The organism is Polaromonas sp. P1_F8 (genome assembly GCF_056405635.1).
This window is the reverse complement of the sequence record NZ_JBFUBS010000007.1, coordinates 30502-42886: the sequence shown is the minus strand read 5'-3', so window position 1 is coordinate 42886 and position 12385 is coordinate 30502. Positions and strand designations below refer to the sequence as shown.

General features: G+C 63.2%; 13 protein-coding genes. 4 read left to right on the top strand and 9 right to left on the bottom strand.

What is annotated here, in order from left to right; translation table 11 throughout:
- Positions 1-9: 9 nt before the first annotated feature.
- Positions 10-1311 carry a sensor histidine kinase gene (locus AC1D1J_RS19995; protein WP_477668561.1) on the bottom strand — a complete coding sequence of 434 codons (1302 nt, stop codon included), beginning with the start codon at positions 1309-1311 and terminating at the stop codon, positions 10-12.
- 90 nt (positions 1312-1401) lie between these two features.
- On the opposite strand from AC1D1J_RS19995, the gene AC1D1J_RS19990 reads away from it, so the two are divergent.
- Together AC1D1J_RS19990 and AC1D1J_RS19985 are read left to right on the top strand one after the other, a co-directional pair.
- A complete protein-coding gene (locus tag AC1D1J_RS19990; RefSeq protein WP_477666524.1) occupies positions 1402-2070 on the top strand; it encodes a helix-turn-helix transcriptional regulator in 669 nt (222 codons plus the stop codon).
- Positions 2071-2149: 79 nt separating this feature from the next.
- Positions 2150-2917: a type III pantothenate kinase gene (locus AC1D1J_RS19985; RefSeq protein WP_457281269.1), complete on the top strand. Its 768-nt coding sequence runs from the start codon at positions 2150-2152 to the stop codon at positions 2915-2917.
- Between the two features lie 141 nt (positions 2918-3058).
- On the opposite strand, the gene AC1D1J_RS19980 is transcribed toward AC1D1J_RS19985, so the two are convergent.
- Positions 3059-4591 (bottom strand): wax ester/triacylglycerol synthase family O-acyltransferase, encoded by a 1533-nt coding sequence (locus AC1D1J_RS19980; protein ID WP_477695660.1) that lies wholly within the window; start codon positions 4589-4591, stop codon positions 3059-3061.
- Positions 4592-4734: 143 nt separating this feature from the next.
- Between AC1D1J_RS19980 and AC1D1J_RS19975 the strand changes: the two genes are divergently transcribed.
- Positions 4735-4989: an acyl-CoA-binding protein gene (locus tag AC1D1J_RS19975; RefSeq protein ID WP_457281267.1), complete on the top strand. Its 255-nt coding sequence runs from the start codon at positions 4735-4737 to the stop codon at positions 4987-4989.
- A 76-nt stretch (positions 4990-5065) separates the two neighbouring features.
- On the opposite strand, the gene AC1D1J_RS19970 is transcribed toward AC1D1J_RS19975, so the two are convergent.
- From AC1D1J_RS19970 to AC1D1J_RS19940, 7 genes are all read right to left on the bottom strand, one after another.
- Positions 5066-6040 carry a Bug family tripartite tricarboxylate transporter substrate binding protein gene (locus tag AC1D1J_RS19970; protein WP_457281266.1) on the bottom strand — a complete coding sequence of 325 codons (975 nt, stop codon included), beginning with the start codon at positions 6038-6040 and terminating at the stop codon, positions 5066-5068.
- Between the two features lie 84 nt (positions 6041-6124).
- Positions 6125-7108 (bottom strand): Bug family tripartite tricarboxylate transporter substrate binding protein, encoded by a 984-nt coding sequence (locus tag AC1D1J_RS19965; protein WP_477688258.1) that lies wholly within the window; start codon positions 7106-7108, stop codon positions 6125-6127.
- A gap of 35 nt (positions 7109-7143) precedes the next feature.
- Positions 7144-7536: a VOC family protein gene (locus AC1D1J_RS19960; protein WP_477688257.1), complete on the bottom strand. Its 393-nt coding sequence runs from the start codon at positions 7534-7536 to the stop codon at positions 7144-7146.
- Positions 7533-8489, bottom strand: coding sequence for a hydroxymethylglutaryl-CoA lyase (locus AC1D1J_RS19955; RefSeq protein WP_477688256.1), 957 nt, complete (start codon positions 8487-8489; stop codon positions 7533-7535). Before AC1D1J_RS19955 ends, AC1D1J_RS19960 begins: the two co-directional genes overlap by 4 nt.
- Positions 8486-9739, bottom strand: a complete 1254-nt coding sequence (locus AC1D1J_RS19950; RefSeq protein ID WP_477695659.1) for a CaiB/BaiF CoA transferase family protein — start codon at positions 9737-9739, stop codon at positions 8486-8488. Before AC1D1J_RS19950 ends, AC1D1J_RS19955 begins: the two co-directional genes overlap by 4 nt.
- Before the next feature lie 33 nt (positions 9740-9772).
- On the bottom strand, positions 9773-10717 hold the full coding sequence (locus AC1D1J_RS19945) for a LysR family transcriptional regulator (RefSeq protein WP_477695658.1): 945 nt from the start codon (positions 10715-10717) through the stop codon (positions 9773-9775).
- 20 nt (positions 10718-10737) lie between these two features.
- Positions 10738-11070: a polyhydroxyalkanoic acid system family protein gene (locus tag AC1D1J_RS19940; protein ID WP_477688253.1), complete on the bottom strand. Its 333-nt coding sequence runs from the start codon at positions 11068-11070 to the stop codon at positions 10738-10740.
- Between the two features lie 328 nt (positions 11071-11398).
- On the opposite strand from AC1D1J_RS19940, the gene AC1D1J_RS19935 reads away from it, so the two are divergent.
- Entirely contained in the window at positions 11399-12379 is a 981-nt protein-coding gene (locus AC1D1J_RS19935; RefSeq protein WP_477695657.1) for an alpha/beta fold hydrolase, read from the top strand.
- The last annotated feature ends 6 nt before the right edge of the window (positions 12380-12385 follow it).

Here is a 12385-nt window from a genome sequence, read left to right as displayed (position 1 = left end):
TGCAAGGTATCAGGCCGTAATCGGCAGCTCGATGGTAAAAGCAGCTCCCACGGCGAACTCTGATTTCACATGAATGGTGCCACCTGCGCTTTGTACCACTTGCTGGCAAAAGGCCAGGCCCAGGCCATGCCCTGTGCCGCGGTTGCTCGAGAAGAACGGCTTGAAAATCTGCGGCAGCAAGGCAGCGTCGATACCCATGCCCTCATCGGCCACCATGATGCGGCCGCGCGCCTGCGTTCTGCCGACTTCAATGCGCAGGGCGCCGTGCGGGTATTTCGAGTCAGCCGCCATCAGGGAATGCAGCGCGTTCTTGATGAGGTTGTCCAGCACCTGGGAAAACTGTGTGGCGGAAGAACGGAAGGTGAAGTCATCGTGAACAAGCACCCGCACGCATTCCCTCTGGCGACTCGACTGGTAGGGATACGCCGCCACGACATCCTGGACCAATTTGCCGGCCGCGACCTGTTGGGTATGCCGTGGCAGCTGCAGCAGCTTGGCATTCGCGATCTGTGTGTCGATCTGGTGGTTCATGTTTCGAACCAGTGCGTGAAGGCGCAGCGCCAGTTTGTCCAGCTGCAGCGCGCGCGGGTTGTCGGGCTGGCGCTGTACCTCCAGCTGGATCGCATCGCCCAGCAGGGCTGCCGTCGACAGCGGCGTGCGCAGCTCGTGCGCCATGATGCCGATGGTAGTGAGCGTGCTGGAAAGCTGTTCCCGCCGCAGGTTGGCCGAGGAAAGGTTCAGCACCAGCGCGATCGACCAGGCAAACGCAAATACCACGGCATGCACGGTGCGCTGGTCTTCCGGCAGGGCGGGAACCGCCGGCCCCACGTACAGGAACATGACCCAGGCCAGCCCCCCACCGGTGATGGTGCCCAGGGTCGCCAGGCGCCAGTCAGTGACATGGTAGTAGATCAGCACCATGGCCGCCAGGGTGGCCAGCCACACGGTATTGCTGCCGTTGCACAGGTACATCCAGCTGAACAGGACCGGCAGTTCGAGCCAGAACACCACGCCAAACACCCGTTGCGCCAGCCGGCTTCCCGGGTCATGGTTGACGCGTTTGGTCATCAGGCTGTAGCCCAGCACGCTGGCCACGACGCGCAGCGGCAGGTTTTCATAGGGCTGCGGCAGCCAGACCGACCAGATCCAGGCGAACAGGGCGTTGCCCGAAAAAAAAGAAAGACCCAGCCACCACAGCCGTCGCGGGGATGGATGCAAAATGGGCTCCAGGGGCGCAAGGATCAGTTCCTCGCGCAGCCACTGAAGCAGGGGACGCCGCGCAAGCCACGCGTGAAAGCGAGCGCTCCTCACGTTAAGAACTTCTCCAGCACAACCGGGAACCTGACTGATGATGCATTTGACATTTGACTGTATTGTCCCGGTTCTCATCTCGTCAAGCTAATGCTGTTACCTGCCAACTTTGACAGCGTCAGCCTGGATGGCGTCATCAGCGACTGGCTGTGCGCCCTTCGCGAGTTCTCGGTCGAAGCGCTCATGGTGCTCGGCCCCGACCCGTTCGGGGGGCAGGAAGACCGGCTGGTGCTGGCCATTCACCCTCCGCGCCTGCTGGATGCCGCCGAGGCCCTGGCCGAGAGCCGGGACTTCGGCGCTCCATGGCGCGACTCCGACGCACCTCTTGTCGCCTGGCAGGATATTTCCAAAACCGCTTTCGAAAGCCTGGGCCGCTGGCGCCGGTTGTGGCTGGCTCACGGTTACCAAAGTGTGGTGCGCATCGCCTTTCCGTTGACGGTGGGGCGGGCCTTTGAATGCTACCTCTTCAGCCCACGCCAGTGGCATGACCGCAGCGAGGCGGCCTTGCTGGCCTGGTCGGCCCTCAACATCTGGCCGCTGCTCAAGCGCGCGCTGGCCGAAGCGCGCAGTCCGCTGAGCCCGCGCGAACTCGAATGCCTGAGCCTTGCCTTCCAGGGGATGACGGCACGCGAGACCGGCGAGTTGCTGGCCTGCAGCGAACGCACGGTGAACTTTCACCTCTCAAATGCCATGACCAAACTCAAGGTCGACAACAAGCTGGCCGCCATCCAGCGCGCGTGCTGGTTCGGATTGATCTGAGCGTTCTTTGCCGCGTCTACTGGAAAACCTGTAGGCCTGCGCCTGCAGGTGCGCTTCAAACCTGTTCATAATCCGCCAAATGACCTTTCTAGCGCTTGATGTGGGTAACACCCGCCTGAAATGGGCCCAGTACGAAGCCCCCGTGCCCAGGGCCAAGCTGCTGGCGCAGGGCGCGGTGTTTCTGGAAAACATCGACAAGCTGTCCGAAGAAGAGTGGGGCGGCATGCAACCTCCGTCGCGTATCCTCGGCTGCATCGTTGCCGGCGACGCCATCAAGCGGCGTGTGGTCGAGCAAATGGAACTCTGGGACGTGGCGCCGCACTGGGTCGTTTCCAGCCCGCATGAGGCTGGTGTCACCAATGGCTATGACCATCCGGCCAGGTTGGGCGCTGACCGTTGGGTGGCCATGATCGGTGCGCGCCACCGGCTGCTGGCGCGCGGCATCAACAAGCCTTGCGTGGTTGTCATGGTGGGTACCGCCGTGACGGTCGAGGCGATCGACGCTTCCGGAAAATTCCTGGGCGGCTTCATTCTTCCAGGCCACGGCATCATGTTGCGCGCGCTCGAGTCCGGCACGGCCGGTCTGCACGTTCCCACCGGCGAGGTGCGCGACTTTCCCACCAATACCAGCGATGCGCTGACCAGCGGCGGCACTTTCGCCATTGCCGGTGCGATACACCGCATGGTGGAAAACGTCGCCCGCCACTGCGGCGAAACACCCGAATGCATCATGACCGGCGGCGCTGGCTGGAAGATGGCGCCCAGCATGTCGGTGAAGTTTGAGCTGGTGGACAGCCTCATCTTCGACGGACTGTTGGCCATCGCCTCACAGCGTTTTGCAGCCTGACGTCTTTTCCGCGCGGTGGAGTTGCCGCGGGATGTGCTATCAAAAAAGTAGCTGCTTGCGCCCGTCCTTATTGGGCTAAGGCCATAAAAACCTCAAAAAATTAACCGGAACTTCCTGGCAGCTGCGACGCACAGCGAGGGCTCACTCTCCCCAGGGCAGCATCAGCGTCACGATGGACAGCTTGGCGAACTCCGGCACAAACTCGTCGATGATGTGCTGCGGCTCCGGGCACAGGGTGCTGTCGGTGATCACGCCGAACTGCACGCCGCCGCCGTAGCTCAAGATAGACACGCCCAGCCCCACGTCGCCCGACTGCGGTACCCAGAACATGCTTTGCTCCAGTGTCGAGCCGCAGAACTTGAGCTTTTCGCGCGGGCCAGGCACGTTGGTCATCACCGCCGTGGTTTTCTTGGCAAAGAGGTTGAGCATCACGTCCTGCGCCGGCTTGATCAAAAGGCCTGCCACCGCCAGCAGGCTGAAAGCCAGCAACGGCTGGTAGCTGCCCTTGAGCGCAGCCATGCGCCGTCGCACCTCGTAGACGCGCTCGATCGGATTCTCCACCCCGATGGGCAGCACCAGCGGCACCAGGCCGAACCGGTTGCCCAGCTTGTGCGCCTGGTCCAGCGGCCGCAGATTGACCGGCACCATGGCGCGAATCTCCTGGCCCGCCACATCGTCACCGAAGGTTTTCAAATATTCGCCCAGGGCGCCGGCCACGCAGCTGAGCAGCACGTCGTTGATCGAGCAGTTGAGTGCCTTGCCCACGGCTTTGACTTCATCCAGCGGAATCGGCTGGCACCAGGCCACTTTTTTTGCGCCGCCAGGCTTGCCTTTGAGCCGGGTCTTGGAGTCGTCGGGCATCAGGGCCAGCGCGGCGCCGTCCTTGAGCACCTGCATCAGGACCTTGGCCATGTCCATGGAGCCGTGCATGCCGTCTTCCATGCCCTTTTTGGGGTCGCCCAGCATGCCCAGCGAGCGCGCTGCGCCTTCACCCACGGCGCCCAGTGCCTTGACGGTGATGTCGGTGAAGGGCTTGAGCAGGGTGTCGGCAATCCAGTCTTCCGTGCCGGTAGCCGCCGCAGCCTTCTTGCGCCGCTCCGGCGGCGGCGTGCCGCCATCGACCAGCGACATGGTCACGGAGATCAGCGCAATACCGTCCGCGATGCAGTGGTGGATGCGCACGATCATCGCGCTGCCCTTGACGCCATCGGGCCCGGTGTAATCCTCGATCAGGTGGATTTGCCACAGCGGGCGTTTCGGGTCCAGGCGCTGGGTGGCAAGCACGGCCACGCGGTCCTGCAGGGCCTGCTCCTGATTGGCCGACTTGGGCAGCTTTTCTGGCACCACGTGGTTGGCCAGGTCGAAGTTGCGGTCCATCACCCAGGTGGCGCCGGCGGCGTCTTCCATCACGCGCTGCCTGAAACGGTCGTACTTCAGCAGGCTGTTTTCGATGCGTTCGCAGACGGCGGCGTACTTGACGCCCGGCGCCAGCTGCCACACGCCCACGATCATCATGAGGTTGGCATCGTTGTCCATGCGCAGCCAGGCCGTGTCGACCTTGCTCATGCGCTCCCCTGAAATGCCCAGGGTTCCCGAGACGGCCCGCTTGACGTTCTTCTGGACGTTTTTTGCCACTTTGCGGCCAGCGGCCTGAGCGGTAACGCGTGTAACCATGAGCACTCCCGATGCAAAACTGATGCGAACTCACCCCGGATGGGGTAAGTTCCCTATTTTGCAAGGAACGGCCTGGCTAAGATACCGGGCAGTTACCCCAAGCCACCTCATTGGTGACCCACTTCTAAAAACGGAGATTCTTCATGTCAGACCTGAAAGCCGCCTTCGACAAAGCCATGGCCGATTCGAAAAACCTCAGCGAGCGCCCCGACAACGCGACGCTGCTGAAGATTTATGCGCTCTACAAGCAGGGCAGCATCGGCGACAACGCCGAGAAAAAGCCCGGCTTCGGCGACATGGTCGCACGTGCCAAGTGGGACGCCTGGAACAACCTCAAGGGCACCTCGCAGGATGATGCGATGCAGCAGTACATCGACCTGATTGCTGATTTGAGCTAAAACGCTCTCCCACGAAAAAAGCGGCACAGTCCCGGCGCAATTTGCGCAGGGACCGTGCCGCTTTTTGTTTACGGGCTCAGTCGGCTTTAATGTTCGCCAGTTTCACGATCCGGTCCCACATCTTGCGCTCGTTGTCACCCAGGGTAGCCAGCTCGGCGCCGCTCATCACAACCGCTTTCGCGCCTTGCTCTTCGGCGCGCTTCCTGAAGCCTTCCGATTCCACCACCTGCTTGATGGCCAGCGAGAGTCGGCCTTGCAGGTCGGCGGACAGTCCCGTCGGCCCGTAGACCGCGAACCACGACGATGCCACCAGCGGCACACCCGTCTCGATAGCGGTCGGCACATTGGGTTGCGCGGCCAGGCGCGTGCGGCCGGTCACCATCAGCGCCTTGAGCTTGCCTGCGCGGATGTGCGGCAGCAGCGGCGGCGGTGTGGTGATGGTGAAGTCCACCGTGCCGGCCAGCAGGTCGTTAAGCGCCGGGCCCGTACCGCGGTAGGGGATGTGCACCATGAAAGTCTTGGTCAGGTCCTTGAGCAGCTCGGTCGTCACATGCTGCAGCGAGCCGTTGCCGCTGGATGCATAGTTGACCTTGCCTGGGTTGGCCTTGACGTACTTGATGAAGTCCACAAAGTTGTCGGCGGGAAAGTTGCCGCGTACCACCAGCAGCTGCGGCGCGTCAATCAAATGGCCTAGCGGCTTGAGGTTGGTCGCCGGGTCAAAGCCAGGCACCGGCTGGATCAGCGGCGTGATGCATTGGTAGCCCGAGTACTGCACCAGCAGGCTGGTGCCATCGGCCGGGCCTCGCGCGACCATCTGGCCGGCGATGTTGCCGTTGCCGCCGCCGCGGTTGTCCACGACCACCGAGGTTTGCAGAATCCTGCCCAAGGGCTCGGCCAGCATGCGTGCCGCAATGTCGGTGGTGCCACCGGCCGCTGTGGGCACAATGAGCGTGATGGGTTTGCCGGCGAGCTGCGCACGCACCGGGTTGAGCCATGCGGCCGTGCTCAGGCTGGCGACGGTCATGAGGGTTCTGCGGGAAATAAGGGTCATGGTTGTCTCCGGATAGCATTTTTTCGGGGAAGGGTGGCTCAGGCCGGGCAATGCCCGACCAGGTTTTGGCAGAAGGGCGGTGGATCAGTCGATGCGGGCGCCAGAGTCCTTGACGATCTTGTTCCAGCGCGGCAGGTCGCTCTGGATCAACGCAGCAAACTGCGCTGGGCTGGCGGTCATCACGTCGCAGCCTTGTGCCGCGAGCTTGTCCGCCACGTCCTTGCTGGCCAGGGTTTTTTCAAGGGCGGCCTGCAGCTTGACGATGACTTCCCTGGGCGTACCAGCGGGCGCCAACAACCCATACCATGGTGTCGAGCCGAAGCCTGGCAGGGTTTCGCCAATCGTCGGCGCATTGGGCAAGGAGGCCAGACGCTTTTCGTTCACCACGCCAAGCACCTTGATTTTTCCGGACTGCAGGAAGGGCAGCGCCGACGGCAGGCTCTGTACCGACACCGGAATCTGTCCGCCGGCAACATCGGTGGCTGCGGCAGCCGAAGCCTTGTAGGGAACGTGCAGCATGTCCACGCCGGCCGCCCGCTTGAACATTTCGCCGATCAGGTGGTTCAGCGTACCGTTGCCGGCCGAGGCATAGCTGATCTGGCCGGGGCTGGCTTTTGCCTGGGCAATCAGCTCGACCACCGAATTGGCGGGAAAGGCCGAGTTGGCAACCAGCACATAGCCGGCGTTGGCCACCAGGCCGACCGGCTCGAAATCCTTCACGGGGTCGAAACCGGTGCTTTTGTAGATGGCGGGATTGATGACGTGCGCGCTATTGGTCGTCAGCAGCAGGGTGTAGCCGTCGGGCCTGGCTTTGGCCACCTGGGCGGTGCCGACATTACCGCCCGCGCCGGGCCGGTTATCAACCAGAAAGGTCTGGCCCATGATTTCGCCGAGCTTTTGGGACACGATGCGCGCAATGGCATCGTTGGCGCCGCCCGCCGCCTGCGGCACGATGACGGTGACCGGGCGGCCGGGATAGGCCTGCTGCGCCGCGGCCGGCAGTATTGCCAGACCGGTCATCGCCCCTGCCAGGATGGCGAGATGGTGGAAGAAATTACGTTGTCTCATGTCGTTGTCTCCGGTTGTAGTTTTGGGATGCTGTTTCAGGCGGGTTCGGAAATCTCTATCAAATTCAGGTCGGGGTCGCGCACATAGACCGAGCGGATTTTTTGTGTGGCGCCGGTACGCAGCACGGGGCCTTCAATGATTGGACAACGCTCCCGCTCGAGGCGGGTGATCACTTCGGCAAGGGGAATGCCGGCCAGAAAGCACAGGTCCAGGGCGCCCGGCACTGGCAGGTGGGCCTTGGGTTCGAACTCATGGCCTTTGATGTGCAGGTTGATTTTTTGCTGGCCGAACTTGAAGGCCTTGCGCTCTACCGGTGGTGTGCCGCCGATAAAAGTTTCCAGCGTCATGCCCAGCACGCGGATGTAGAAATCCACGCAGGCTTTTTCGTCCGCCGTTGTCAGCACCAAATGGTCCAGCTGCCGAATCATGCCGATGCCGCCCTCAGTTCAGCCACATAAGGCGGCGGTGCATGCAAGTCGGTGATGCGGCCCGCCTTGGCCACTTGCCCGGGCACGTCATGGCCGACAATGCCGGGCATTTGCCGCGCCACGGCCAGCAGCTTTTCAATGTCCATGCCGGTGTCGTAACCCATGGCATCCAGCATGTGCACCGCATCTTCGCTGCTGATGTTGCCGCTGGCGCCGGGCGCGTATGGGCAGCCGCCCAGGCCGCCCAGCGAGCCGTCAAAGCGCGTAATGCCGCCCTGCACGGCCGCCAGCACGTTGGCCAGGCCCATGCCGCGCGTGTTGTGAAAGTGCAAGGTCAGCTGCAGGCCTTCAAAGCGTTGTTGCAGCGTTTCCACCATGCGGCCGACTTGAGCCGGGTGGGCCATGCCGGTGGTGTCGCAGATCGTAAGGCCGCGCACGCGGTCTGCGCCGAAGGCGGCGAAGCGATCGCTCCAGCGCAGCACTTCGTCCTCGGCCACTTCGCCTTCCATCGGGCAGCCGAAGCAGCACGACAGTGAAATATTGATGGGCGTGCGGCCGTCAACATGGCGAATGACATCAGAGAGTGCGGCAAAGCTTTTCTCGCGTTGCATGCGCAGGTTCGCCAGGTTGTGGGTTTCCGATACCGACATCACCAGGTTGAGTTCGTCGGCGCGCGACTCCAGCGCGCGCTCAGCGCCGCGCAGATTGGGCACCAGCACCGTGTACTCCACGCCAGGCACGCGGCGTATGCGGCCCATCACCTCTTCGGCGTCGCGCAGCATGGGGATGGCTTTGGGCGAGGTGAAAGAAGTCACCTCGATTTTGGCGTAGCCGCATTCGCTGAGGGCATCGACGAGCGCGACCTTGTCATCGGTGGGAATGAAAGCGGGTTCGATCTGGAAGCCGTCGCGCGTAGCGACCTCATTAAAGTAAATCCGTTTTGCGGTGTTCATGCGCTGACGTCCTTCCCGGCCACGATGCCCTTGTCCTTGAGCGCCTGAATCTGTTCGGTTGAAAGTCCGATCTCGCGCAACACCGCTTCGGTGTCCTGCCCCACCTGCGGCGCATTGCGGCGGTGGCCGCCCGGCGTGCGCGAGAGCTTGGGCACGATGCCGGGAACGGCCAGCAGGCTTCCGTCGTCCATGCGCACTTCGTCGAGCATGCCGCGCGCACGGTAGTGCGGGTCGGCCGCGATGTCGGCCACGGTGTAAATACGACCCGCGGGCACCGAGACCTTGTCGAGCGCCGCCAGCACTTCATCGACCGTGAGGCCCAGGGTCCACTGGCCGATGGCCGCGTCGATTTCGGCCACGCGCGCCACGCGACCGGCGTTATCGGCCAGCGCCGGGTCGCTACCGAGGTCGTTGCGGCCTATGGTGGCCATCAGCCGTTTAAAGATGCTGTCGCCGTTGCCGGCCACCAGCGCATAGCCGCCGTCCTTGCACAGATATGCGTTGCTGGGCGCGATGCCGGGCAGGGCGCTGCCGGCCGCGCCGCGCACTGCGCCAAAGGCGCTGTATTCAGGCAGCAGGCTTTCCATGCAGTTGAACACCGCTTCATAAAGCGCCACATCGATCACCTGGCCTTTGCCGGAACGCTGGCGTTCCTGCATCGCCAGCAGGATGCCAATGACGCCGTGCAGCGCGGCCAGCGTGTCGCCAATGCTCACGCCGACGCGCACCGGCACACGGCCCGGCTCGGCCGTCAGGTGGCGCAGGCCGCTCATGGCCTCGGCCACCACGCCAAAGCCCGGCTTGTCGCGGTAGGGGCCGGTCTGGCCGTAACCACTGATGCGCAGCATGATGAGGCGAGGGTTCAGCGCCAGCAATTCATCGGGTCCCAGGCCCCAGCCTTCCATGGCGCCGGGGCGGAAGTTCTCGATCAACACGTCGACGTCAAGCGCGAGCTGGCGCACGATGGCCTGCGCTTCGGGGCTCTTCAAATCCAGCGCCACCGAACGCTTGTTGCGCGACTGCACCTGCCACCACACGGACGTGCCGTCTTTCAGCAGGCGCCATTTGCGCAGCGGGTCGCCCGCGCCCGGCGTTTCGATCTTGATGATGTCGGCGCCGAAGTCCGCCAGTGTCTTGGCGGCGAAGGGGCCGGCGATCAGCTGGCCGAGCTCCAGCACTTTCAGCCCGGCGAGCGGGCCTTGCGCGGTGGAGACACCGGAAGCTGGAGGGGATTTTTCAGGAGATGGCATGGCGGGCAGTGTGCCGCCGCCAACTGGTCCCGTCTATTTGCGCTTTGGGGCCTTGGGTTTCGCGTTTTGCGAAGGCGGGGCCTCTTTCGGGCTGAGGAAGTCCACCAGCGAGGCAATACCCGCATCGGGCTGGCCCGTGGTAGTGGCCGTCAGCAGGCGGCGCCGGGCCCAGGTATCGGCCAGCGGACGCCAGCTGAGTTTCATGCTTTTGACCATGGGCAGCGTGGCGGCTTTGGGCAGGATGGCGACGCCCAGGCCGGAGGCCACCATGTGGCATACCGCGTCAAAGCTGCGCACCTGCATGCGCAGTTTTAGCGGCCGGTTGGCGGCCAGCGCGGCCTGTTGCTGCTTTTGCAGCATGGCGGCGCCGGTGGTCAGGCTGATCCATTCCTCGTCGAGCGCATCGACAAAGGCCAGCGGCGTTTTGCCTGTCAGCGTGTGGCCGGCCGGCAGGATCAGCACCAGCTCGTCTTCGCGAAAGAGACGCGTGTCCAGCCCCGTGGTGTCGGGCCCTTCCACAAATACCGCCACATCGGCCCGGCCTTCGCGCAGAGTGGCCGCCACGGCTTCCGACACCTGCTCTTCCAGGTCGATATGCACCTGCGGATGCAGCTCGCCATAGCGCGCCAGCAAGGGCGGCAAAAACTGGCTGATCGCGGCGCTACTCGCGCACAGGCGGATGTGCCGCGCGATGCCGCGCCGCAGGTCGGCCAGTTCGCCGCCCAACTGTTCCATGGTCTGCAGCAGCGTGAGCCCGTGTTTGACGAAGACGCGGCCCGCCGCCGTGGGGAGTAGCCCGCGTGGATGGCGTTCGAACAGCGCGTCGCCCAGGGCGTCCTCAAGCTCCCGGATGCGCCGGCTGGCGGCAGCCAGCGCCAGGTGCGAGTCGCGTGCCGCGGCCGTCAGGCTGCCTGTCTGGGCGCAGGCCACCGCCAGGCGCACCGACACCAGGTCAAACCGGGCGAGGTTGTAGCTCACGGGGAAATGAGCCTGAAAACTCAGGCCGCTTTCTTTTTGGCGGTGGCTTTTTTGGCCGCAGGCTTTTTCGCGATCAGGGCGTCCAGGTTTTTCACGATTTCGTCCTCGATCCTGTCCTTGAAGGCGCCGAGCAGGAAACCCAGCTTGGCCTGGAGATCGAAGCGGTCCTTGGTGACGGTCAGCGTGCCGCTGACACCCGAGCGGGTAAAGCTGACCAGGTCTTCGTCCCTGCCCTCTTCGTAGGTGCATTCCATGTCGAATTTTTCTTCGGCCTGCTCAGCCCATTTGAAGGCGATCTTGCGCGCCTCCGCAAGGCCCAGGGTGTGTTCGCGCTGGATCTGGATGTCAGCCATTCGTGGTCTCCGTGTTGTTGATTTGAAGCGCCTTGTGCCGTTCGTCTTTGGCAGCCGGGCCAGCCGTTTGACTGCATCATAAAACGCTTGCCGGTGCCGACGTCTCGTTCAGGCAGTATTTCAAAGCGGGCTACGCTTTCGGCCCTGTTCAAGACACTGCGTTGTGATGTGATACTGAGCACTGTTGACGCACCCCCATCTACCCGTGCGTTGTCAGACAAATTTGCAACAGCCCCCTCTTTTGAAGAATCCAAATTCCATTCATTTTTGTAAAAGCGCCGATGGAACGGCCATCGCTTTCACTGCAACTGGCCGCGGGCCGCCAGTCGTGTGGGTCACCCTGCAGTACACCGACAACGACCTGACATCGCCTGGACCCACGAGCAGGCACTGGATGGATGCGCTGGCCGCCCGCCATACCGTGATCAGGCTCGATATGCGGGGCTGTGGGCTTTCGGAGCGCAAGCCTGAGCGCATGTCCCTGGATGCCTGGGTGGAAGACATTGAGGCGGTCGTCAATGCAGCGGGCCTGACGCGCTTTGCCATGGTGGCGGTGTGTACGGGGGCGTATGCGGCAATCGAGTATGCCGCCCGCCATCCTGCCCGGTTGACGCGCCTGGTTATCTATGGAGGGGCCGTTCGCGGGCGTTTGCGGCGTGAACTGACTCCCGCACAACGGGACGATGCCATGGCGGCGTTACAGGTGTACGAATCCGGGCTGGATGGGAGAAGCGAGTTTGCGGTGTCTTTCCGGCGCATATTCACGGCGCAATTTCTCCCGGACGCCTCGGCCGGGCAACTTGAGGCCCATGATCGAATCGTCAGCCAGCGCATGAACGGCGCCATCGCTGCACAGAGCGTCCGCGCGTTTTATGACCTGGACCTCAGCGAAAGTGCGCAGCGGATTGACACTGCTTGCCTGGTTCTGCATGCCCGCCAGGACATTTTGTATCCGATAGACGAAGGGCAAAGGCTGGCCACACTCATTCCTGCCGCACGCTTCGTTCCGGTTGACTCGCACAACAACATCCCTTTGGTGGAGGAGCCGGCATGGCCCGGGGTGCGCGATACCGTGCTTGAATTTCTCGCCGGCAAAGAGGGCGCTGCGCCACCTGCTTTCCGGCTGACAGCGCGCCAAGCCGAGGTGCTGAGGCAGGTAGCGCAAGGACAGACCGACAAACAGATCGCACGCACACTATCCCTGAGTCCCCGCACGGTTGAAATGCATGTGAGCGCTGCCTTGAAAGCCCTGGGTAGCAAGACGCGGGCTGAAGCTGCGCACCGGGCCTCGCAATACGGGATTTTCTAGCCCGGT